The organism is Calothrix sp. NIES-3974, assembly GCF_002368395.1.
Classification (GTDB): domain Bacteria; phylum Cyanobacteriota; class Cyanobacteriia; order Cyanobacteriales; family Nostocaceae; genus NIES-3974.
The window spans coordinates 1,091,897-1,115,482 of record NZ_AP018254.1 but is presented as its reverse complement, the minus strand read 5'-3'; the positions used below and the strand labels follow the sequence as shown (position 1 = coordinate 1,115,482).

The 23,586-nt window shown below is 42.2% G+C and carries 16 protein-coding genes, 1 tRNA gene, 1 pseudogene and 1 CRISPR repeat array (1 of these 19 running past the window's edge); of the genes and pseudogenes, 14 read left to right on the top strand and 4 right to left on the bottom strand.

What is annotated here, in order from left to right:
- Nucleotides 1–133: direct repeats of the CRISPR family, unit length 36 nt; unit sequence GTTTCCAATCAATTATTTCCCCTCATAAGAGGAGAC; it reaches 359 nt to the left of the window's first position.
- Between the two features lie 378 nt (nt 134–511).
- Nucleotides 512–691 (top strand): annotated as a pseudogene (locus CDC37_RS25115) (IS701 family transposase); the annotation flags it as partial.
- A 45-nt stretch (nt 692–736) separates the two neighbouring features.
- On the opposite strand, the gene CDC37_RS04310 reads toward CDC37_RS25115, so the two are convergent.
- Nucleotides 737–1,933, bottom strand: coding sequence for a site-2 protease family protein (locus tag CDC37_RS04310; RefSeq protein WP_096620649.1), 1,197 nt, complete (start codon nt 1,931–1,933; stop codon nt 737–739).
- Nucleotides 1,934–2,366: 433 nt separating this feature from the next.
- Here CDC37_RS04310 and CDC37_RS04305 point away from each other — a divergent pair, with 433 nt between their 5' ends.
- The 10 genes from CDC37_RS04305 (at nt 2,367) to CDC37_RS04260 (ending at nt 14,641) form a co-directional block, all read left to right on the top strand.
- On the top strand, nt 2,367–2,624 hold the full coding sequence (locus tag CDC37_RS04305) for a hypothetical protein (protein ID WP_096620648.1): 258 nt from the start codon (nt 2,367–2,369) through the stop codon (nt 2,622–2,624).
- Between the two features lie 33 nt (nt 2,625–2,657).
- On the top strand, nt 2,658–3,935 hold the full coding sequence (mltA, locus tag CDC37_RS04300) for a murein transglycosylase A (protein WP_096620647.1): 1,278 nt from the start codon (nt 2,658–2,660) through the stop codon (nt 3,933–3,935).
- Between the two features lie 678 nt (nt 3,936–4,613).
- On the top strand, nt 4,614–5,333 hold the full coding sequence (locus tag CDC37_RS04295) for a J domain-containing protein (RefSeq protein WP_096620646.1): 720 nt from the start codon (nt 4,614–4,616) through the stop codon (nt 5,331–5,333).
- 206 nt (nt 5,334–5,539) lie between these two features.
- On the top strand, nt 5,540–6,340 hold the full coding sequence (gene larB / locus CDC37_RS04290) for a nickel pincer cofactor biosynthesis protein LarB (RefSeq protein ID WP_096620645.1): 801 nt from the start codon (nt 5,540–5,542) through the stop codon (nt 6,338–6,340).
- 506 nt (nt 6,341–6,846) lie between these two features.
- Complete coding sequence (locus tag CDC37_RS04285) at nt 6,847–8,739, top strand: NAD(P)H-quinone oxidoreductase subunit F (RefSeq protein ID WP_096620644.1); 1,893 nt, start codon at nt 6,847–6,849, stop codon at nt 8,737–8,739.
- Nucleotides 8,740–8,880: 141 nt separating this feature from the next.
- The gene (locus tag CDC37_RS04280; RefSeq protein ID WP_096620643.1) at nt 8,881–10,440 is read left to right on the top strand and encodes an NADH-quinone oxidoreductase subunit M; all 1,560 of its coding nucleotides are present in this window, start codon (nt 8,881–8,883) and stop codon (nt 10,438–10,440) included.
- Nucleotides 10,441–10,859: 419 nt separating this feature from the next.
- A complete protein-coding gene (locus tag CDC37_RS04275; RefSeq protein WP_096620642.1) occupies nt 10,860–12,185 on the top strand; it encodes a CO2 hydration protein in 1,326 nt (441 codons plus the stop codon).
- 379 nt (nt 12,186–12,564) lie between these two features.
- Nucleotides 12,565–13,113 carry an NYN domain-containing protein gene (locus CDC37_RS04270; RefSeq protein ID WP_096620641.1) on the top strand — a complete coding sequence of 183 codons (549 nt, stop codon included), beginning with the start codon at nt 12,565–12,567 and terminating at the stop codon, nt 13,111–13,113.
- 211 nt (nt 13,114–13,324) lie between these two features.
- Nucleotides 13,325–13,396 (top strand) — tRNA-Asn (locus tag CDC37_RS04265).
- A 60-nt stretch (nt 13,397–13,456) separates the two neighbouring features.
- Nucleotides 13,457–14,641 carry an aminotransferase class V-fold PLP-dependent enzyme gene (locus CDC37_RS04260; protein ID WP_442861063.1) on the top strand — a complete coding sequence of 395 codons (1,185 nt, stop codon included), beginning with the start codon at nt 13,457–13,459 and terminating at the stop codon, nt 14,639–14,641.
- A 60-nt stretch (nt 14,642–14,701) separates the two neighbouring features.
- Here the strand turns inward: CDC37_RS04260 and CDC37_RS25425 are convergent, their stop codons facing one another.
- Nucleotides 14,702–14,830, bottom strand: coding sequence for a hypothetical protein (locus tag CDC37_RS25425; RefSeq protein ID WP_255408896.1), 129 nt, complete (start codon nt 14,828–14,830; stop codon nt 14,702–14,704).
- Between the two features lie 30 nt (nt 14,831–14,860).
- Nucleotides 14,861–15,118 (bottom strand): hypothetical protein, encoded by a 258-nt coding sequence (locus tag CDC37_RS04255; protein ID WP_096620640.1) that lies wholly within the window; start codon nt 15,116–15,118, stop codon nt 14,861–14,863.
- Nucleotides 15,119–16,000: 882 nt separating this feature from the next.
- On the opposite strand from CDC37_RS04255, the gene CDC37_RS04250 reads away from it, so the two are divergent.
- The 3 genes from CDC37_RS04250 (at nt 16,001) to CDC37_RS04240 (ending at nt 20,389) form a co-directional block, all read left to right on the top strand.
- Nucleotides 16,001–17,476 (top strand): protein adenylyltransferase SelO, encoded by a 1,476-nt coding sequence (locus tag CDC37_RS04250; RefSeq protein WP_096620639.1) that lies wholly within the window; start codon nt 16,001–16,003, stop codon nt 17,474–17,476.
- Nucleotides 17,477–17,501: 25 nt separating this feature from the next.
- Nucleotides 17,502–18,908, top strand: a complete 1,407-nt coding sequence (locus CDC37_RS04245) for an aspartate ammonia-lyase (RefSeq protein WP_096620638.1) — start codon at nt 17,502–17,504, stop codon at nt 18,906–18,908.
- 491 nt (nt 18,909–19,399) lie between these two features.
- On the top strand, nt 19,400–20,389 hold the full coding sequence (locus CDC37_RS04240; RefSeq protein ID WP_096620637.1) for a DUF362 domain-containing protein: 990 nt from the start codon (nt 19,400–19,402) through the stop codon (nt 20,387–20,389).
- 1,673 nt (nt 20,390–22,062) lie between these two features.
- Here CDC37_RS04240 and CDC37_RS04225 read toward each other — a convergent pair.
- Entirely contained in the window at nt 22,063–23,439 is a 1,377-nt protein-coding gene (locus CDC37_RS04225; RefSeq protein ID WP_096620634.1) for a peptidoglycan-binding protein, read from the bottom strand.
- Nucleotides 23,440–23,586 lie beyond the last annotated feature (147 nt).

Sequence of the window (23,586 nt, the reverse complement as noted above, 5' to 3'; positions counted from 1 at the left end):
AGAAGAAGCCATCAAAATGTTTCCAATCAATTATTTCCCCTCATAAGAGGAGACAAGTGATTTGTTTACTGAGGAGCCGCCCCCAGGTAAGGGAGGGGTTTCCAATCAATTATTTCCCCTCATAAGAGGAGACTCCTCGATTTTAAACCCAGATACAGCAAGGTGTCCAGAGGCGGATTGCGAGGGGGTCTAAAAATTTGTCGTCGAAGCAGTAAAAATCCATGGGAAGAATCCTTCAAACCCTTACACAGCAAGGCGGCGAGGGGGTCAACAACAAAATAGGCATTTCGGCGATTTCCTGACCCCCTCGCACAAAATCAGATAATCACCGAACTAGGAAAGGAAGTTACCGGAGGACTAACACCCCAAACCTCAACCTGTCCTAGGGTATGCTGGGATAAGAGATAAAAAATTAAATCAGAGCTAATATAGCAGTCCTAAATGATACGTGAGAAGAAATCAAAGCTAGAATGGGATTTTGGTATTGGATGGAAAAATACCTTAAATAAATAATAATCTAAATAATCTTCATTTAGTTTTTCAACCAATCTGATTATTTTGGTTAATTTTCCCGTGGTTAGATATTTTTCCTAATTCCAAATTATTGCTTGGTTTTAATGATTTAATTAACTTAATCTATCAGTATCAACCATTTTACACTTCTACTAAGTATGGCTTTCTTATTTATTGAATCCGGAAAGTGACAGAAGAGGGTTACAGTTTTTAGTCCCACCAATCAATTTACGGCGGATTTAGCAAGTAAATCAAGTTGCAGACCCGGTGGATAGTTTCCTTCGGCTTTGATGCGTTGAATATCTTCTTTGCTAATCCGTAATTTCAGTTTTTCTGCTAAATGACTGACAATATCCCCTTTATCGATGATTCCCGCAACCGCACCAGCAGGGGAAAGAACGGTAATCCAAGATACTTCTGCCTCCGCTAATTTGATAATCACATCCGCCAATCTAGCTGACTCCTCCACACTTGGTATTTCTAGCAAGGGTGTGATAATCGCTTCCAATGTTGTAGTTTCCCAAGCACTTCTTTCAATCCGGCGAATTTGCTCTGGTTGTACTAACCCACGATAGCGACCATCTGCTTCGGCAAAATAAATTTCTTGATGGTTATTTGCCAACAGCATCATATCTGTAAAATCACGTAAACTTTGATGTGCATCGATAACACGAAAATTTCGGGTCATCACTTCCCCCGCATTTATCCTGAGTAAGGTCTGTTGCAAAGTTGTTACTCGGAGATAATTAGTTGCATTCCGAATCCCAAACCACCCTAACAAGGCAATCCATAGCCCCGTACCGAAATCACTAGTCAGATAATCGACCAATAAACCCAGAGCGATCGCACCATAACCCAGAATCTGTCCAATCCTGGCAGCTCCCCGTACTGCTGCAAACCGGTCTCCAGTCGCTTGCCACAGGGCTGCTTTGAGTACCTGTCCCCCATCCAAGGGTAATCCAGGTATTAAATTAAACAGGGCCAAAACTAAATTAATCCGAGCTAAATCATGGATTACTACCTGAGAGATGGTTTGTTCCGGGAGAAAATTTTTAACCAGATTCAGGAGAAAAAATATGCCCACACTTACTAAGGGTCCAGCGATCGCCACTTGAAAAGCCTTCGCGGGGGTTTTGGATTCTTCTTCAATTGCCGCAATTCCGCCAAACAAAAACAGGGTAATACTATTAACTTTGATACCTTGAGACTGAGCAGCTAAACTATGTCCTAGTTCATGTAATAGCACTGACCCAAACAGCAGTAGCGCCATTACCACCCCCGCAGACCAACCCAGCACACTACCCCAATTTTGATATGCAAACCCAAAATTCAGCGTCACCACGGCAAAAATAACGAACCACAAAGGGTCGAGATACAGGGGAATACCGAATAAAGAGCCTATTTTCCAACTTGTTTGCATAACTGTCACCTGAATCTACTTGAAAATTAATTTGTTGTATTTTGTCAAACCTTTAATGGGGAGTAGGGAGTGAGGGAGTAAGAGAAAAACACTTTCATGTATTCTAGTGTCACACCATTTCACTCAAGTTTTGATACATTTTCTTCCCCAGCATCTCCTACTTCCGAAAGCTCCCCTGCTTGTCTCAATGTATCAACTCTAAATTAAAACGGTATTACCCAAGGGAACAACTTCTGGGGTAATTTGCGTCAAGGGTGACAACTAGAAGCGTGGAATTGAAATGATAGCGCTAGATACGCATGGGATTGAGGTTTACTGATAATCTGAATGTCGTGTCAATTTGGTGTGTCTATTTTCTGATGTTTTTCCCCTTCCCATTTGGGGGTGCGGTAGTCTAAAAAAGGGTTGGATGTGTTTCAAATGATTCAAACCTATGCCAAGAACTCCCAATGAATACGTAGTACACTTAATGATGGAAAGTGGACATCGTGAAGAAGTACGGTTTCCGACTATACAGGAATTTCAAAAATGGTATAGCGGCGAATTAATGCCAAAAGCTGGTTCTGACGACTTTATTAACGTACCGATCAAGAATATTCAAGGGGAATATATGGTTGTACGTCCGTCAAGAGTTGTGGCAATTCGCGTTGAACCATTTTTTAGTTCAAGTGTGGAACGATTTGTCGAATAGTTTTAATTAAAATAAATTCCCAATAATTTCAAGATGAGAAAAACGCTTGCTTTGCTTGGTTTGAGTTTTGGTTTCGCTGCGGTTGTTCCCCTAGTTTCGGCGATCGCTCAAGGATCTGTTGTCATCAGCACTATCCCCGTACCAGCTCCATTACCAACCAATCCACCCCCTGTCACCCAACCAACCCAACCTGTTGAACCAGTAGCACAGCCTCCCTTGAAATTGCTGCCAATTGACGTTGATTGTCACCCTGCTCATGGATGTTTAGGTTGGGATGAGCAGATTTTTGGGGGTGGAGTCACAAGACGAGGCGATCGCCAAGCTTTGTTAACTGCGATTGACCATAGTTTAAGTTATTTAAATAGACCAAGTGCTAGAGCTGCCTATGCCAATTATCCAGTCGAGGGTATTACCCATGACCGGGTGGTGCGGAGTTTACGGAGATTCCGCCAGTTGGTCGCCAATGCTAAATCGCCCGCAGAATTGCAAAGAGCCGTTAGAAGAGAGTTTAATTTTTATAAATCTGTCGGTAACGACGGTCGAGGTACTGTTAAATTTACTGCCTATTATGAACCAATATACACAGCTAGTCGTCGTCGAACTGCTGAGTATCGGTATCCGATCTACCGTCTTCCCGATGATTTTAGTAACTGGCCAAAACCTCACCCCAGACGGATTGACCTCGAAGGTGCAGACGGATTACTTGGCGATCGCAGTCCTTTAAGGGGGTTGGAACTATTGTGGTTCCGAAATCGGATGGATGCCTATATGATTCACATCCAAGGTTCAGCCCAAATTCGTCTTGTCGATGGTGGAACCACTTCCGTTGGTTTTGCAGGTGCAACGGATTACCCCTGGACGAGTATCGGTCGAGAGTTGGCTAAGGACGGAAAACTCCAATTGAGTGGGTTAACCATGCCGGTGCTACTCAAGTATTTTAAGGATAATCCCCAGGAAATGGATAATTATCTACCTCGCTGGGAACGATTTATCTTTTTTAGGGAAAAACGTGGTGAACCAGCCCGTGGCAGTATAGGTGTACCAGTGACACCCGAACGTTCCATTGCTACAGATAAATCCCTCATGCCACCGGGAGCCTTGGCACTTGTCCATACCCGTTTACCGTTCCCCGATAACAATGGTCGGTTAGTTTTCCGCACCGTCAGTCGATTTGTCCTGGATCAGGATACCGGTAGCGCCATTAGAACCCCTGGACGGGTAGATTACTTTATGGGGACAGGAAAATTAGCCGGCGATCGCGCTGGTATTACTGGTGGTAATGGTACTTTATACTATTTGCTATTAAAGTAAAAAAATACTGGCTCGAAACAATTCGTAATTCCTAGTACCGCATGGCATAAATACGCCTACCATTTCCCTGAATCCCATGCTCCGCGTGGCAGTTCAAGGGTGCGAGGCTCCTCTACTGCCTCTTGGATGAAGGCGGTAGCCCTCATACACTGCTACGCAGAGCATAGTTACCAGATAAATGGTCTAGATATTTCCGCCGACTTGTACTAGTGTTCGTAAGGGGTATTGATTACGTACGCGAAGCGTTGCCGCAGGCTATTACGTAGCCTGCTTCCCGCGTAGCGGGTATTACGTAGACGCGTAGCGGCTTGCCGTAGGCTATTACGAATTAGCAATTATATTTAATCAAACTATTTTTTCAATTTCGAGTTTACAAATATCAAGTTATAGAGATAGTATATGTAGCGTAATTTTGATTTTTTGAGCGAATGGGTAGATGGTAGGAGTGCCCGTCCAGTACGTTGGTGATAAACTTCCGGAAATGTTAGTCTAGACAGCGAAAAAATTGTCAAGACAACCCAGTTATCTAGTCAACACAAGGCAGTCCGCAAGTAATAAAGATAAGTACATCAATGGTTACAGACACTTTGTTTTTGATTTGCCAAACTGTTAACTAGATAACTGTCAACCGATAACTGTTAAAGTACGCTCATATTTCATGATCGCGAATGGCTGAAGATGGAACTTGTAGATTGCTATCGTATGTTGGGTCTGAGGTCGGGTGCAACGTTTGCCGACGTAAAAGCCTCCTATCGTCGTTTGGCACAACAATATCACCCCGATATCAACCCGAATGACCAAAAAGCCAAAGAAAAATTTATCGCCTTAACAGAGGCATATAAATTCCTGTTGCAAGTAATACCAACAACGGTTGGGTCTGCCCATGCTCCGAACCCGACCGTTACCAATGTCCCCAAGTCCCCATCATCTTCTAAGCACCCCTCACCCCCAAAACCCCATCACCAGTCTGTGAAATCGACACATACCCCACAGACAAACCACAGACAAACGGTCAAGACTGCAACAAAAACCCGACCGAAAGCTCCACACCAACCAGTCGCAGAACAGAAATCCCCGACCCAACCACCGAATGCACGGGAAGTGGAAATGCGGCTCAAATGGAATACCTATCATCAATTGCAAGGATTTTTACGCGATCGCCGTTTTCCCCAAGCGATCGCCTTGGCTGAAGCTTTAGCGGAACGTTTACCTGACGATGTGGAAGTACGGCAATGGCAAGCCATATCCTATCAGTTGTGGGGACGAGCCTTAATTAATGAAAAACAATGGCTCAAAGCTCGTATTTACCTGAAAAAAGCCCTGAAAACCGACCCGAATAATAAAACCCTCTGTCAGTTGGTACAGCAGGATTTTCAACGTTTAGAACAGGTATTTTAGCTGAAAATACAGCTACAATTGAACAACGATAGGAATAGGTAAGGTATCGGGTACAAAGGTGAAAGTTGCTCATTCTCGGTTTTGAGGGAGTAAGCAGTAAGTATTGAGTAAGGGGTTGTTCCACGACTTCCGATTCCCGTTACTCCCCAATCCTCACAATCTCCCAATGTAGAATCCCCTCGGCTAAGGGCAGGGGAGTGTCAAAGATGAATCAACACAACTATGGCAATGAAAATTTGCGATCGCTACTGGAACAAGTAGCGAATGGCAGTCTTTCTACCGCAGAGGCTTTAGAACAACTCAGATACTTTCATTACGAACCCGTAGGTGAATTTGCCAAAATCGACCACCACCGTCAATTACGCACGGGTTTCCCTGAGTTTATCTGGGGACAGGATAAAACCCCGACCCAAATTGCCCAAATTATGGCGGTGATGCATCAAAAGAATCCAGTCGTCATCGCTACCCGTATCTCCACCGAGGTTTACACCGCTTTACAACCACAAGTCAGGGCTTTAAAATACTTCGAGATGGCCAAAATCGCTGCGATCGCACCCGATGTCATTACCCCTGTTTACCCTGGTTCCATCGGTATCCTCACAGCCGGAACAGCAGATTTACCCGTAGCCGAAGAAGCCGCAGTTACAGCCGAATTATGTGGCTTTACTGTTCAACGCCTCTGGGATGTGGGAGTAGCTGGAATCCATCGCTTGCTAAGTCACCGTCACGTCATTGACTCAGCATCGGTGTTAATTGTGGTTGCGGGTATGGAAGGTGCATTACCCAGTGTTGTCGCTGGTTTAGCAGATGTACCTGTAATTGCCGTCCCCACCAGCATCGGTTATGGCGCAAGTTTCGGTGGTATAGCCCCCCTCTTAACCATGTTGAATTCCTGTGCCACTGGAATTGGCGTGGTTAATATTGATAATGGTTTTGGTGCTGCTATCTTGGCTGGACAGATTTTAAGAACAGCACAAAAGTTGACTATAAAAGGGAATAGGGAGTAAGGGAGTAGTGGTCTGTCCCCATTCGTGACAAGTTAAGGTGAAATTGGTTTTGTCAACTCGTGATTATCCTGAAAATTGAGATGGAGGAAAAGTATTAAATTTACCTTTGCACTGAGTGTTCAGCGCCAAAATAAATTTATGGATTAAAAATTTGGCGATCGCATCCTTCTAAATCATGTTTATTCACCCAGATTTTGACAATATTTTGAGCATTACAAGCATAGATTTATCTATATGGATTGAATCAGATAAACCAATCCTTTGGACAGATAAGAATTTCTTAGATTCACTATCGTAGATTTTTGGCGGACGAGAATTCCAAATTGTTAGGTCAACAGTTACTCTATAGATAATAAGATTAAATAAATATAAATAGGTGAAAACCGCATTTACTTATAGTTAAGTATCTAGTAGTCCGTCAAAAAAACTTTGCCGGGTGGATTAGATTTACTAGAACCTGCGGTCAGCCCTACCTTACTCACTAATCACTGTTTAGAGGAATATCAATGACTCAGTACCTGCTGGACACCGTGTGGTTGGTGCCATTGTATGCTTTATTGGGTGGAATAATGGCATTACCCTGGTCACCAGGGATAATTCGCCGTACAGGACCACGACCTGCTGGCTATGTCAATTTAGTAATGACCCTGTTGGCATTTTTGCATTCGAGTTTAGCATTGGGAATAATTTGGGATGAACCAGCAAAGAAGGTGGTGATTCCCTGGTTGTCAACTGCGGGTTTAAATTTAGCAATTGAGTTAGAGATTTCGGCCATTAGTGTTGCAGCTTTGGTGATGGTTTCTGGGTTAAATTTTTTAGCCCAAATCTACGCAGTTGGGTATATGGAAATGGACTGGGGGTGGGGAAGATTTTTCTCACTGCTGGGTTTATTTGAAGCTGGTTTATGTGCTTTGGCTTTGTGCGATAACCTGTTTTTTAGCTACGTAGTTCTAGAAATTTTAACCCTAGGAACCTACCTATTAGTTGGTTTGTGGTTTAGTCAACCCTTAGTGGTGACAGGTGCGCGAGATGCATTTTTAACCAAACGGGTAGGAGATTTATTCCTGTTGATGGGGGTTTTGGGTATTTACCCCTTGGCTGGAACGTGGAATTATAGTGATTTAGAAGCTTGGGCTGCAAGTTCACCCTCTGTAAACCCCTTCATAATTAGTTTAGTCTGTTTTGGTCTAATCGCCGGACCGATGGGTAAATGTGCCCAATTTCCCTTACATTTGTGGTTAGATGAGGCGATGGAAGGACCAATACCCAGCACAATTTTACGTAATTCGGTGGTGGTTGCCAGTGGTGCGTGGGTATTAATTAAATTGCAACCAGTGTTTAGTTTATCTCCCATTGCTTCATCGGTGATGGTGGGGATTGGTGCAGTAACAGCAGTAGGCGCATCTTTGATTGCGATCGCCCAAATCGATGTCAAAAGATGTTTATCATATTCTGTGAGTGCCTACTTGGGTTTGGTGTTTATTGCTGTCGGTACGCAGCAGGATGAGGCTGCTTTATTATTAGTATTAAGTAATGCCCTGTCCGCAGGTTTATTGGTCATGGCTGTGGGTGGGATTGTTTGGAACAGCATTACCCAAAATGTCACCCAATTGGGTGGGTTGTGGACACGTCGGCCAATTTCTGGAATTTCCTATTTGGTAGGTGCTGCGGGATTAATTGGTTTACCTCCTTTGGCTGGTTTTTGGGCAATGTTGGAGTTGGGTAGTAATTTGTGGTCTACCCAACCCGCATTAGTTGGGGTTTTAATTGTGGTAAATGGGTTAACTGCCTTTAGTTTGATGCGGGAATTTTGTTTAATTTGGGGTGGAAAGCCCAAACAAATGAGTGAACGTTCCCCAGAGGTATCTTGGCAAATGACTTTACCAATGGTGATTGCTTTAGGCTTTGTTCTCCATGCACCAATAATTCTTAACAATGTACATCTTTTACCAAGTTGGGTTAATTTGAATCAGGATGTGGCTTTGTTGTTGATTTGGTCAAGTATTTTTGGTGGTAGTATTAGCGCGGTCATTTATTTAAGTGACTTTATCCACAAGCCAATTCGTTTACCTTTACAGCCTTTGCAAAATCTACTTGCCTACGATTTTTACACTCCCAAGTTATACAAAATGAGTATTGTTTTGGGTGTGGATTTACTGTCCAGGTTTGCGGATATGTTGGACAGATTTGTTGTCGATGGTATTGTCAATTTAGTTGGTTTAATTTCCATCGGCGGTGGTGAAGGTTTAAAGTATAGCAACACAGGACAAACTCAATTTTATGCCTTGACGGTATTAATGGGAGTAAGTTTACTAGGTGCAATCGTCACTTGGCAATTCTGGGGTGACTCCTTCTTAGATTTAATGTCTGGTTCGGTTTCCATGATATCAATGAAGTAAGTCAAGAACACAGGAAACAGGTGACAGGAGGAATAATTTGTCACAGATTGCAGAATCAAGGTGTCAATTTGATTTCTCTTTTTCCTACTCCTGTCACGGACTATTCCCTAACTACTATTAATCAACTCAATCAATGAAAAGATGTTAAGTACACTAATTTGGCTGCCGATTATTGGAGCAATATTAATCGGGTTTATTCCTACTCGATTGATGTCAGCAACTCAGGTAAGACTAGTAGCTTTATTAGTCTCTGGATTTACATTTCTGTGGAATCTGTTGATTTTAGGTAAATTTGATATCAACAATCCCGGAATGCAACTGACCGAATATTTACCCTGGAATGAAACCTTGGGTTTAGGTTATCAATTAGGGGTAGATGGTTTATCTATTCTACTGCTGATTCTGAATAGCTTACTGACCTGGATTGCCGTATTCAGTAGTCGTAAAGGCATTGAGAGACCAAAACTTTTCTATGCCATGATTTTGCTCGTCAGTGGTGGTGTGGCGGGTGCATTTACTGCTCAAAATTTACTATTATTCTTCCTATTTTATGAATTTGAATTGATTCCCTTTTACCTCTTAATTTCGATTTGGGGGGGAGAAAAGCGTTTCTATGCAGGCACAAAATTTCTGATATATACAGCCGTTTCTGGAGCATTGATTCTGGCTACTTTCCTTGGACTAGTTTGGTTGACAGGAGCAAAAAGTTTTGCAATTGATGCTATTTCCGTCCAAGGTTTATCTACCACATTACAGGTAGTTTTATTAATTGGCATAGTCCTGGGATTTGGCATCAAAATCCCTATCATACCCCTACATACCTGGCTACCTGATGCCTACGTTGAAGCCTCTGCACCTGTGGCTATTTTACTAGGTGGAGTACTAGCAAAACTGGGAACCTATGGTTTACTCAGATTCGGAATGGTGATGTTTCCCCAAGCTTGGAGTCTGATTGCTCCCACCCTAGCAATTTGGGGTGCAGTTAGTGCCATGTATGGTGCGGTGACTGCGATCGCGCAGAAAGATATTAAACGGATGGTTGCCTATAGTTCCATCGGTCATATGGGCTATATTCTCCTTGCAAGTGCAGCCAGTACACCCCTATCGTTGGTGGGTGCTGTCGCACAGATGTTCAGTCATGGGATAATTCTGGCGATTTTGTTCCATTTGGTCGGTGTGGTGGAAACCAAGGTGGGAACCAGGGAACTAGAAAAACTCAATGGTTTAATGAGTCCAATTCGTGGTTTACCCCTAACTAGTGCTTTACTGGTATTGGGGGGAATGGCGAGTGCGGGAATTCCAGGAATGACAGGATTTATTGCTGAATTTATCGTGTTTCAAGGTAGTTTCGCCGTTTTCCCCATTCCCACTTTACTATGTGTCATTGCCACGGCTTTAACGGCTGTTTATTTTGTAATTTTGCTCAACCGTACCTGTTTTGGACGCTTAGATAACAATTCAGCTTACTATCCCCCGACTTTATGGTATGAAAAGGCTCCGGGTCTGATTTTAGCTGCGTTAATCCTGTTCCTGGGGATTCAACCCTCCTGGTTAGTGCGGTGGAGCGAACCGACTACAACTGCGATGGTGGCTACAATTCCGAATTTTGGTGAGAATACAGGATACAGAATCCAAGATACAGGAGATAGAAAACAGGAGATAGGGGAGGGAAGACAGCTGATATCGAGTTCCCTGAATTAGTTACAATCAAAAACTTGGACCGCAGTCCTAAATAATTTGTGACATCTTACATGTAGGGTTTTTAACATTTGTTGACGGTTAACAATCACCAGTCATCAGTCAACGGGACGCTATTTTTCACTTGCTATAGTTGTAAGCGAAGGGAAAGATTTCACTTGAACATGATAATTGGCAACAGGGAATAATTAATCAAAACCTTTTTCTGGTTTAGCTGTGTTCACAGGATAGATAAGGCAGTCCAAGCGGGATTTGTGAAATCTTACATGTAGGATTGTTAACGGTTGAGTGCTGACGGTTAACAATCACCAGTCATCAGTCAACGGCAGGCTATTTTTCACTAATTAAATCAGATTGCTGTATTTACAGCAGATTAATCGCAATTTTCCCAAAATCTCAAATCCAAAATCCAAAATCCCCCAATGGTACAAACACAAGAACAACCCAAAACCAAATTACCTCCTTCCACCCACGAATTTGCAGAAATTATCCATCGCTTGGAAGCGGGTGGTTCCATGCTCCCCGATACCCCGGAAAACCTGATGCAAATCATTGGTATCTATAAAGCCTATGCTGTACCAATGGATTTCTACTGGCGAGATTTGCTGTATATTGCGGAACAGGTTTTCTTAAATCCATTTCCCTTTTTTAAGTATTTTATCTCCGATGAATATCTACAGCGTCATAACCATTATGCTGGAGATGATGCGGATTTACGGATTTGGCGAGGTGTTGCTACAGCCCATCCCGAATTACTCGCGTTCATGGAAAAAGGGGAAACCGGTCGCAAAATGCCGAAACTTTTCCACCATCTGTTCCATGACCGGATCAATATGGAATTTGCGGAAGCTTGTATGCGGGCAATGCTATGGCATCGGCATATGTACGCACCCGTAAATCAATTTGATGCCTATTTAGACTCTGAAGAATACCGTACTAACGCAGACCGGGCCATAAAGGCCTATTTTCAGGGTAATCCCGCCATGATGGCATTGTATAAATTATTTCCAGACATGTTTCTGGAACAGTGTCGTCAAGCTTCCTACTATGCTAATTTAGGGTTATTTTGGGAAGTCATGGCTCCGGTGTTCTTCGAGATGTCAGATATCTACGACGAAGGAGGATTTAAAGGCGTACCCGATGCAATGAACTTTTTAGTGAATGGCATATTTGCGATCGCAGGACGACCGATTTACCATCATGTCTATATCAAGGGGGAATGTTACGAAATTATCCCCAAATCGAAGGGTTTTACCTGGTTGTACGAAGCCGCTCTTCCCTACGTAGAGGCTGTATTTTATCGCACTGCACCCTTCCGGGGAACAAAATCCTATAATGCCCAAGCGGGACAAGTCCCTGATGACCAGAAGGATTTTCATTACGGGATTCTCTACGCCGATGTTTTCCCGGTGGGAACTGCGGGAATTCCCCCCACATTGTTGATGCAGGATATGTTACATTTCTTGCCTCAGTATTTGGTGGACTACTACAAACAACACTGTCGTGGGGAAGACGACATGTTGATTCAATTAGGGATTAGCTTCCAGCGCTCCATGTATAATGTCACCTCAGCAGTGATTCAAGCCCTACGTACAGCCCTGTTATATCCCTTGGATGACCCGAATCCCCGTCATTTACAAGCTAACCGGGAATTTTTTGAAGCCCAAATCAACCGTTTTTGTCGTCCAGAATACGGAATGCGAGATGCGGCAAAATTACGGGATATCCAACGCCAAGATTACCGTTAGAGCTAAGGGATTTTGGATTTTGGATTTTGGATTGACCAAAAATTTGAGGGGTGAGAATAAGGTACGTAGTCGCGCTTTCGCGCCTTGATCTTAAAGCTTCTTCGGAGCTAGAGCTACTACTGCAAGCCCCTCATAAATGATTAAAGGCTTGTATGCACAGCAGCTACAAACAAACATTTCATATCAAATGCGTCAGATGATGTTAACCGAATCTACAACTATCCCTGAACCTGATTGATTTACAAACCCCAAGAAAAGACCAAATTGTCACCTCATGGTTTTTTTCTGACTTTGTAACATGATATTACAAGGTGTGGTTAGATTACTATAGGAGTTATGAATGAATTTTGTTAACTCTAGAAAATTGTGATTAAAAACCATGTCGTCTTCCCCACCACCAGCTATCCTGTTAGTGGATGGCTACAATATCATTGGAGCTTGGTCTTGTTTACAGAAGACTTGTAAGCGAGATGGATTGGAAGCAGCACGTGATGAGTTGATTGAATCAATCACCAGTTATAGTGCTTTTGTGGGTTACGAAACCCATATTGTATTTGATGCTCACTATCAAAATACTTGCAGCCACAGACAGGTAATTACAGAGCTGGTCTCCGTTTATTATACGGACTTTGGGCAGACGGCCGATACCTATATTGAGAAAGTTTGCGCATCGATGCGTACCCAATTGGCCAATTCTCTGGTTTCGCGGGTAATAGTTGCCACATCGGATAGGGCACAGCAATTAGTTGTTCAAGGTTATGGTGCGGAGTGGATGTCTGCACAACAACTTTGCTTTGATGTGCAAGCCACAGTTTGTCATCGACGCAAAACCTATCGCCCACGGAAACAATCACAAGGTCGGTTTTTGGCCAATTCCATCGATGCCAAAGCGCGTCAAAAACTGTCGGAATTACGGATGAGTTTATAAGTACAACTAAATATTTTCCCTGACAGTAGAGATTTCGGCGTTGCTGTGGCTTTCATCGTGGAGTGAAGGTCACAATTGGCGTTGATTGTTCAGAAAATCCTCAAAAGCTTGTTGATTCAGGATTCGCGCGTCATTCTCCAAAAAATCCCAAAAAAATTTTCAAAAGTACTTGTCAATTCCATTTATTGAGATTATTATTACTAGAGTGCTTTCCTCAGTAGCTCAGTGGTAGAGCGGTCGGCTGTTAACCGATTGGTCGCAGGTTCGAATCCTGCCTGGGGAGTTCAAATTAAAATTGAAGCAGGATTTTTTAGGGTGTAAGTGTGATGGGGCGGTTATTTAAGTGATTGAGATTACTCCAACTTCTCACTTCCGTAAACATTGGCTAATTGATCCTGCAATCGTTTTTCTCAATCATGGTTCCTTCGGTGCTTGTCCGAGGATAGTTTTACAAAAACAAGCCTATTTGCGATCGCAACTTGAAAATGAACCTTTGCGATTTTTCATGCGTGATTGGGAACCATTGTTAGACCAATCCCGTGTGTGCTTGGCTAGTTTTGTGGGTGCAGACCCGGAAGATGTGGTGTTTATCCCCAATGCGACGACAGGGATAAATGCGGTTTTACGTTCCCTGGATATTAATACTGGGGATGAGTTATTAACAACCAACCATGAGTATAATGCTAGTCGTAATGCTTTAGATTATGTTGCCCAACGTTATGGTGCAAAAGTTGTAGTGGTGGATGTACCATTCCCGATCCAGGAAAAGCAGCAAGTCATCACCGCAGTGATGGATGGGGTGTCCGACAAAACTCGCTTGGTGTTAATTGATCATGTTACTAGTCAGACAGGATTAATTTTTCCGATACAGGAATTGACTCAGCAATTAGGTAGTCAGGGAATAGAGACCCTAGTTGATGGAGCTCATGCACCAGGGATGATACCCTTAAAATTGCGGGAATTGGGTGCGACCTACTATACAGGTAACTGCCATAAATGGTTATGTGCGCCAAAAGGAGCGGGTTTTCTATACGTTCAGCGCGATCGACAGGCAAAAATTCGTCCCTTATCTATCAGTCATGGTGCCAATTCTTCCCGTACCGATAAAAGCCGCTTTCAACTAGAATTTGATTGGACGGGGACTGATGATCCTACCCCCTATATGTGTGTTCCCGAAGCAATTTCCTTGATGGGTTCCTGGTTTCAGGGGGGATGGGATGAATTAATGCAACACAATCATAATTTAGTAATTACAGCCAGAAAATTGATTAGTGATGCATTTTCACACCAGGTATTAGCACCGGAATCGATGTTGGGTTCAATGGCTGCAATTCCTGTTCCCGATGGTTTGCAGGTTTGGAATTACTTGGATTTACATGATGTCTTGTTAGATAAATTTGGGATTGAAGTCCAAATCGTTCCTTGGCAATTCCCACCAGGCTTATTAGTGCGGGTTTCGGCTCAAATCTATAATAGCATCAACGATTACCACAAATTAATCGCAGCTTTACAAGAAATTAGTAAATAAACAAGCGATCGCATTATTCTTAGTAGTCTGACGCATTAAAGTGGGGTTTGTAGTTGCGACCTATCGCTGCAATAAAGGATTAGAACTGCTACTACAAACTTGAAAATTAATGCGATCGACTACTAGACTACTCGATTCCGGAAAACTAGAGTGCGATCGCAGAGAAATTGTTGATGCGATTAACTCCAACAGGATATATTCCGTCTCGATAATCTGGTATTAGTTTGCAGGAGTAGCTTCTGTGGTGGGAGTTTCCGCAGGAGTAGTAGTTTCCGTGGTGGGAGTTTCCGCAGGAGCTGTTTCCGTGGTGGGAGTTTCCGCAGGAGCTGTTTCCGTGGTGGGAGTTTCCGCAGGAGTAGTAGCTTCCGTGGTGGGTGTTTCATTCGATTCCGAACCGTTTTCAGAACCACCACAAGCAGAAACTGTCACCATTAAACCTAATGCCAACAACAAAGCGATAATATTACTAGTACGCATATTTCGTCACACTCCTCATTTGACCAATCTATTTACATCCAGTTCATTTAGCGCTTTCAAATTTTTGCAGCTATGGGTTTATCTACGAACACACGAAAAAAAGAAGCGATAAAATATTGCTTCTTGCATAGGATTTGTGGCTAATAGATCAACTGCCGATGGTTAAACTAAATCTGTATTTAATTCCTCAATTTTGCATACCAAAATACAATTATATTGGGGCAAAACTGAACTATCAATAAATTTAGTCAACCAGATTACATAGCTCGGTAGAAAGCATCACAATGCATGATGAACTTTAGTGAAGATTGTAAGGGTATAATTCCCAAAATGTTGATAACCAATATACTTAAACGGAAAATTCTCAACCGGGAATCGACATCAAGGAAATCCGGATTTAAACTTTCCCTAATTGAAAATATTCACACCTCAAAATCCTGGCTAATTTAGGGAATAGCATCATATAATGGGACTTAGACAAAAATAGCCACAAAAACCACTCAAATTTATACACAGCAAGACTGTGACATCGTTTTGAGTAGTTTCTTGCTATATCTGGGTTTCAAGTATTTTTGAGCATGTAGTGTATTTTCCTTCCCCTGTATGGGTTTGAAGCTGATTTCTGCCTCAAAAATGTTTAAGTCCCGATAATATACTATTTGAGGAAGTAATAAATACGGTATTTTGGAATTTTTTGAAACTACGTTATCTCAATTTTCCAAACTTGCCCAAAACCACTTTCAGAAAAGTTTTCTGCATTCTGACATTATACTGTATATTGAGAAAAGTTATTGAATATCACATATTTTCCTACCCCTGGTGGCCACTTATTAACTCCCGTACCACTAAAATTGGATCAATAACAATTTGTCTGCATACCGCATGAATCAATCCCCATCTTCCGAACCCAATTCCCCGAATCCATTCCTCAACCTCAACTATGAACCCAGTTTCGAGTCCCTAGGGAATGACTACTACGATGAAGTTACGGCTGCGGAGTTTCCTCTACACATTTTACGTTGGCGTAACGATGCACTTCTACCCCTGTTTGGACTTAACCCCAGGGATGTCAGTGATACAGATTTTATCAATGCCTTTGGTAAATTTGTCGGACGTAAACCCCTACTAGCAATGCGGTATCATGGCTATCAATTTGGAGTCTATAACCCCCAATTAGGTGACGGTCGGGGGTTTTTGTACGGACAGGTGAGGGGTAAGGACGGTGAACTTTACGATTTTGGTACGAAGGGGTCTGGACGTACTCCCTATTCCCGTGGTGGTGATGGGATGTTAACCCTGAAAGGGGGTGTACGGGAGGTTTTAGCCGCAGAAATGTTGCACCGGATGGGGGTACGTACCTCTCGCTGTTTAAGTATGGTGGAAACGGGTTTAGAATTGTGGCGGGGGGATGAACCGTCACCAACTCGTTCTTCGGTGATGGTACGGATGAATAGATCCCATATCCGTTTTGGTACATTTGAGAGGTTACATTTTCTCCAACGTCCGGATTTAATTAAAAAGTTACTTGACCATGTGATTGATGTGTATTATCCCCATTTATTAGATGTTGAAGATAGTGGGGAAAGTAAATATATTCAGTTTTATCGTGAATTAGTCCAACGGGTGGCCCAATTGGTGGGACAATGGATGGCAGCAGGCTTTTGTCATGGGGTTTTAAATACCGATAATATGTCAATTACAGGGGAAAGTTTTGATTATGGTCCCTATGCATTTATTCCTAATTATAATCCCCAGTTTACGGCTGCCTATTTTGATGAGTATGGTCGTTATTGCTATGGAAATCAACCGGCAATTTGTAAGTTGAATCTGGAATTACTACAAAAACCCCTGTCTGCGGTAATTTCTACTAGTGAAATGGAAGCTAGTCTGGCAAAATTTGAAGCAGTTTATTTTCAGGAATATCGACAACAACTATCACAAAAACTCGGATTTACATCTACTATTGATAGCTCAATTCCTCGGGAAGAAATTAATGAATTATGTCAAACCACAATCCGGTTTTTAAAAACCTATCCAGTCAGTTATCATGATTTTTTTGCCGATATTGCCCGTGGGTTTAGCGAAAAATGGCAAAATGATGCTAACTCCATTTTAGCAGATTCGGAAATTGGTCAATCCCTCGGTGCTTCTGAGCTATTTGTACAGTGGTCAGGTTTATACCATCGCTTGTTAACCCGTTTAGACCGCAACACGATTCAACAAATACCAGTTCATCTGAAAAAAATTAATCCCCAGATAGTGATTACCCGACCTGTGATTGAATCCATTTGGGAACCGATTGTGATTGATGACAATTGGCAACCCTTTTATGATTTAATTCAAAAAATCCAATATTAAATATTTCCGGAATATTTCCATCGCAATGTCTGATACTGCCAATTTTCCTAGCCGCATTGAACGCGACTCAATGGGCGATCGCACGATACCCGACCATGTATATTATGGAATTCAAACCCTGCGAGCCATCGAAAATTTCCCCATTAGTGGGATTCGTCCCTTACCGACCTACGTGGATGCTTGCATTTACATCAAAAAAGCAACGGCCATAGTCAACGGGGATCTCGGTTGTATCCCCGCAGATATTAGCCAAGCAATTGTCCAAGCAGCAGATGAAATCTTGGCAGGTCAATTACGGGATCAATTTGTGGTGGATGTGTATCAAGCGGGTGCAGGTACTTCCCACCATATGAATGTGAATGAAGTTTTAGCCAATCGTGCCTTAGAATTATTAGGCGATCGCAAAGGTAATTATCAACGGATTAACCCTAATGACCATGTAAACTACGGTCAATCAACTAACGATGTGATCCCCACCGCCATTCGGATTGGGGGACTGTTAGCATTGACTAACACTTTACAACCAGCGTTAGATTTAATGATAGCGGCATTGGCAGCCAAGGCGGAAGAATTCCAAGATGTCGTCAAATCGGGACGCACCCACCTCCAGGATGCAGTACCCGTCCGTTTAGGAGATACCTTTGCTGCTTGGGAACAAATTATCAGCGACCATCAAAACCGGATTTATACCGCTAGCGGTGACTTAATGGTGTTAGGAATTGGTGGTAGTGCTGCGGGTACGGGTCTGAACACTCACCCCCAATACCGGCAACGTGTGGTAGAAGTTTTATCAGGGTTGATTAATTGTCCTTTGCAACCAGCGCCCCATTTGATGGCGGCAATGCAGAGTATGGCTCCCTTTGTCAGTGTGTCAGGAAGCCTTCGCAATCTGGCCCAAGATATTGCGAAAATTTCCCATGACCTGCGACTTATGGATTCAGGACCAAAAACTGGATTGAAGGAAATTCAACTCCCCCCAGTCCAACCAGGTTCCTCAATTATGCCAGGAAAATACAACCCAGTAATGGCGGAAATGACATCAATGGTTTGTTTTCAGGTCATGGGTTATGATAGTGCGATCGCATTAGCAGCCCAAGCCGGACAATTGGAATTGAATGTGATGATGCCCTTAATTGCCTATAACTTGATCCACAGCATTGAGATACTCGGTCATACAATTGCTGCCTTGACACAAAAGTGTATCCAGGGAATAAGTGTGAACCGCGATCGCTGTTTAGCCTATGCGGAAGGTAGTTTGGCATTAGTGACGGCTTTAAATACCCATATTGGTTATTTAAATGCTGCTGCGGTTGCTAAAGAATCCTTAGAAACAGGCAAATCTCTGCGACAAATCGTTCTGGAGCGGGGATTAATGGATGAACAACAACTTGCTCAGGTTCTCAATTTGGAAAAAATGAGTCGAATTGTCTAGCCGTTATTAATTTTTTCAGCCTTGACACCATCCATCAGTGATTAGGTATATCTAACAGGAATGTGAGGATACCCATAATTACTGTAAACCTTGGGCTGGGAAAACTTCCCCTATCCACAATTAAAACTGTCACTTATCCTGCGATAGATTGTGATTAACATACATAGGATGTATCTAACAGTATAGATGCTAGATGCCAAAAATTATGATTATGACTAATTAAAACTGAATCATTCAACAGAAAATTTTCCGGTACACCCCAATCACATTTATGGGAGCTTCTCACATCCTTTGGACATCACCAGAGTAAATCTGTAAAGGCTGGTGCGATGAAGCAGAAGCCTAAGTCATGAGTCTTAGGAATACCCACGCCATGATAGCTGGGGAAGATGTCAACATGCCATTACTACGGACTATCCCTACTCCCTAGATAAAAACCAAAAATGGGATAAGGTGTAAAAGACCTTGTGTGGGAAAAATTACTTTAATTTATGTCAAACTTGATGCCATCTACTCAACCAAGTCAACCATTAGTTAGCTTAATTCGAGCCACATCCTACGAAAGCGATCGCCTAGGGGAATCCCTAGAGAACCTATTGCAACCCTTGGGGGGGATGTCTGCATTTGTCCAACCAGGGGATCGGGTCTTGCTCAAGCCCAATTTACTCACTGGTGCGCGTCCAGGAAAGGAATGTACAACCCGTCCCGAAGTTGTACGGGAAGTGGCAAAAATGGTGATGGCAGTAGGTGGAAAGCCGTTTTTAGGAGATAGTCCAGCCTTTGGGAGTGCTAAAGGAGTCGCGATCGCCAGTGGATATCAACCTGTGTTAGACGAGTTAAATTTGCCTGTAGTGGAATTTCATGGCAAACGCTATCAAACAGCAGGTGATGAATTTAATCACCTATTGGTTTGTAAGGAAGCAATGGAAGCAGATGTGGTGATTAATCTTCCCAAGGTGAAATCCCACGTGCAGTTAGTGTTGACGATGGGTGTGAAAAACCTCTTTGGTTGCGTTCCAGGGAAAATGAAGGCTTGGTGGCATATGGAAGCGGGTAAAAACCAAGAGCGATTTGCAGACATGTTAGTGGAAACAGCGCGGACTATTAATCCAGATTTAACTATCATCGACGGGATTATCGGTCATGAGGGGAATGGTCCAAGTAATGGTGAACCTCGCAGATTAGGAGTACTAGGTGCATCAACAGACGTTTTTGCCCTAGATCAGGCTATCGTTGATATTTTACAAGTTCCTCCTGAGCAAGTGCCAACAATTATGGCTGCCATGCGATTAGGTTTAGGGACGGGATTAGAGGATATTGCCTTTCCCCAACTCAAACCAGATATGTTGCAAATTGAAGACTGGCAACTACCAGAAAAGTATATGCCAATTGACTTTGGAATGCCAAGGGTAATCAAATCCACATTTAAACATCTTTATATTCGATTTATTAAAGAACCAATGGATGCCTATGGCAAATAATTATGTCTAGGTTGATCAATCAAGAGTAAGTGTTCATGACGCTACAGCAGTTTCTAGACGAACGGATTAGTCTGTAAATACCCTCCGATTGCTTAACCAAACCGACCTCCAGAGTGAGGCGGTTTTTTTATGTTAATTTTGTCTGTTTTGTTTGCTTTTATTAGAGTGCGATCGCGGTCTTTACAGAGTATAGCCAGCTAAGGTGTATTGCAATCATTTTGATTTGATGATTCAATTGTTGGAGTTAAATAGGGTGTCATACCCCCTATTTTCGCTTTGATTCGGGATTTTATTTTCGATTTGATGAAGTTGGAAAATAACATATTTTTTCAACCTCAGATAGTTTTCTGATATCCAGACAAAACATTGCAGACAACCCCAATATTTCATGATTTTCTACCATTAGATATATTGATTTTAGTTCAATTAATTTATATATTGTTTGCTTTGTGATTTTCGTGAGGACATCAATCTGATAAATAAAAATCTTACCTTGGGTATCCGACATTTCTTATAAAAATAATTAATATATAACTATTAGCATCAACAATCTTTTTTTGAAGAGACTCATCAGTAGATTACCATAATTTTTTCTAGGAATTTAACAACTTGCCAGAAAAACTGATACGTGTAATTACTGATAACTTTTAAATAAAAAATTGAAGAGTATCCGCATATTTTTTTTTGCGAGTAACTACCAGACTAAATCACCTCCGCAATTTTGAACCCATTTTCTTTCTGTATAATTGCGGATATTATGGAAATTTGCTGGGAAAAATCCGTATTTATTCGGTATCAAAAAAATCTAATTGGCATCTGAAACAACTTGAAAAATCAGCTTTTTCTCTCAAAACGAGAAAAATAGGTAATAAATATGGCGAAGATGAGAAAGTGAATTATAATATATGTAAGCAACTTGATTGTAATTTTTGTATCGGAGAAAAAACCTTGAAAGTTGCAGCCCATTATCTAAGTAACATTAACTAGGAAATATTATTTACCGATGATGAATCTTTCCTTAGATATAGCTTGGTATAGACAGATGCACACAACATGGTATCTCGATAAAGTATTATCTAAAAAATATTGAAATTATGTTTCTATATACTTTTTGATGTTAAAAATAGCTAAAATAGAAGTGTGCTTCGTAGACAACGAATCACAACAGAAGGTGAAAAAACAGTATCAAATTATTTATGAATTCTAATACCCAGTCTGCCGATATAAACGTACACCGAACCCATCGCTTGGCAGACGTTGTAGGAACGATGATTGCAATGTTGACATTGGTTTTACCCTTGTTTGTAACTGCTTATTATTCGTCGCTCAATATCGAAAATCCGAATCTGCAATCTATGAACTACAAACTAGAAAATCACCAAAAATAGCTTCCTATCCCTCAAATCACGCCATTAACACAGGCAAATATCTGAAATTTGGTCTATTTTCCAGAAATAGCCGTGATCCCCCTAGAGACGCGATATATCGCGTCTCTACAACATTTAAATTTATACCTGGATTCAGCAACGCCCAAAAAAATAACGGTTATTAAGACCGTTAGTTATGTTGTTAGTGAAATGTTAACTAGTTGTTAGTTAGCCAATGTAATACCAACTTGAAAAAGAATAGGGCAGATGGAAAGAGGGGTTCCCGATCTCAAATCTCAAGTGGAACTAGTTGATATACTCAACCCGTGCATCAAAACCGCGATCGCGTAGTTGACGTGTTAATCTTTCAGCGTCACTGCGATTCGAGAATGCACCTGCATTGACAAAATCACCTCTACGGGATTTATCTAGTTGAGCTTGGGGGACAAATTGCCGTACCCGTTCCAGGGTATCATTGGCACGAATAGGAATCGCGACAACGTAGTTATTTTTGGGTACATTGCCTATAGGGTTACTGTTGTCTAATCCTAAAGCTTGCCAAGTTTGATAATCAACAATTCCCGTAGCAGCAAGTCCACTATAGCGTTGGAATTGCACAATCGCATCACGGGTAGATTGGTCATAAAAACCATCCACATTACCCCGGAAAAATCCCCATTGCAATAGTCTTTGCTGGATTAATGCAACCCGTTGACTACGTTCCCCTAGACAGACATTGCCACCATTGGGTGAACATTCGGGTCTTGGTGATACTCCCCCATTCCTGATGGCTTCTTCAATTGCAATGAGGGTATTGCGGTCAGCAACTCCAGTTAAAGGTAAACCGCGATCGCTTTGAAAACGAGCAACAGCATCACGGGTGACATCACCATAAAAACCCGTAGGATTTTGGTTAAAATAGCCCAGAGTACGTAAATTTTCTTGTAATCTAGTCACAAACGGATTGCGATCGCCGGGTCTGAGGGTTTCATAGGGACCACCAAAATCTGGAGGATTAGGTTGGGGTTGGGGTATCGGTACCGGTCTTTCTGCGAGAATCAAACGGTTGATAGTAGCTAAAGTTTGTGGTCCAGCAACCCCATTGGGTGTAATTCCATAGGCTCTTTGAAATCTGATTACCGCTTGTTGGGTCTGAGTACCAAAGTTACCAGTAATGGGTCCAGTATAAAATCCCAATTGGCGAAGATTTTGCTGCAATCGTAACACCGCATCACCTCGACTACCAACCCTCAACCCACCAGGATTACTCGGAGATGCAGGAGGACGAGCAGCTGCTTGACAACGGGATTGTAATGCTCGCGAAGTTTGGGGACCGACTACACCAATGGCTGAAATTCCATTGCGAGATTGAAATTGGCGAACAGCAGTTTCCGTTTGGGAACCAAAATAACCTGTAATCGGGCCATTGTAAATACCTAATTGCCTTAGACATCTTTGAATATTAGTAACGGACGCACCGCGATCGCCAACTTTTGCTGCTAACGTTTGCTCCGCAATCCCCACAATTGCCAATGTGAGTAAAATCGGTAAAAATTTCCTGATTCCAAACCACGACCATTTCCACCAGCTACAGGTATGATGGGGATGGGATTGACTATCCGCAACCCAGCTTTTACTAAAATCGCTGCCAGAAGCCAAATTGATAAAACCAGTATTTTCCATAGTTCTGCCAAAGAGGATTGGTGTAATTAATGTTTTCTAATGGGATTCACTCTACATCGAAGAATCCCACTTTGTGTAGATGTCAAAGTCAAAAACTTGAAAAACCTGATGTAAAAAACTTCCAACGCGTCCTTCTTTTCCTGCTCC

Bases quoted from the DNA above. Each gene is read 5' to 3' on its own strand.
- CDC37_RS04310 (WP_096620649.1), bottom strand. From the start codon at position 1,933: ATGCAAACAAGTTGGAAAATAGGCTCTTTATTCGGTATTCCCCTGTAT.
- CDC37_RS04305 (WP_096620648.1), top strand. From the start codon at position 2,367: ATGCCAAGAACTCCCAATGAATACGTAGTACACTTAATGATGGAAAGT.
- mltA (WP_096620647.1), top strand. From the start codon at position 2,658: ATGAGAAAAACGCTTGCTTTGCTTGGTTTGAGTTTTGGTTTCGCTGCG.
- CDC37_RS04295 (WP_096620646.1), top strand. From the start codon at position 4,614: ATGGAACTTGTAGATTGCTATCGTATGTTGGGTCTGAGGTCGGGTGCA.
- larB (WP_096620645.1), top strand. From the start codon at position 5,540: ATGAATCAACACAACTATGGCAATGAAAATTTGCGATCGCTACTGGAA.
- CDC37_RS04285 (WP_096620644.1), top strand. From the start codon at position 6,847: ATGACTCAGTACCTGCTGGACACCGTGTGGTTGGTGCCATTGTATGCT.
- CDC37_RS04280 (WP_096620643.1), top strand. From the start codon at position 8,881: ATGTTAAGTACACTAATTTGGCTGCCGATTATTGGAGCAATATTAATC.
- CDC37_RS04275 (WP_096620642.1), top strand. From the start codon at position 10,860: ATGGTACAAACACAAGAACAACCCAAAACCAAATTACCTCCTTCCACC.
- CDC37_RS04270 (WP_096620641.1), top strand. From the start codon at position 12,565: ATGTCGTCTTCCCCACCACCAGCTATCCTGTTAGTGGATGGCTACAAT.
- CDC37_RS04255 (WP_096620640.1), bottom strand. From the start codon at position 15,118: ATGCGTACTAGTAATATTATCGCTTTGTTGTTGGCATTAGGTTTAATG.
- CDC37_RS04250 (WP_096620639.1), top strand. From the start codon at position 16,001: ATGAATCAATCCCCATCTTCCGAACCCAATTCCCCGAATCCATTCCTC.
- CDC37_RS04245 (WP_096620638.1), top strand. From the start codon at position 17,502: ATGTCTGATACTGCCAATTTTCCTAGCCGCATTGAACGCGACTCAATG.
- CDC37_RS04240 (WP_096620637.1), top strand. From the start codon at position 19,400: ATGTCAAACTTGATGCCATCTACTCAACCAAGTCAACCATTAGTTAGC.
- CDC37_RS04225 (WP_096620634.1), bottom strand. From the start codon at position 23,439: ATGGAAAATACTGGTTTTATCAATTTGGCTTCTGGCAGCGATTTTAGT.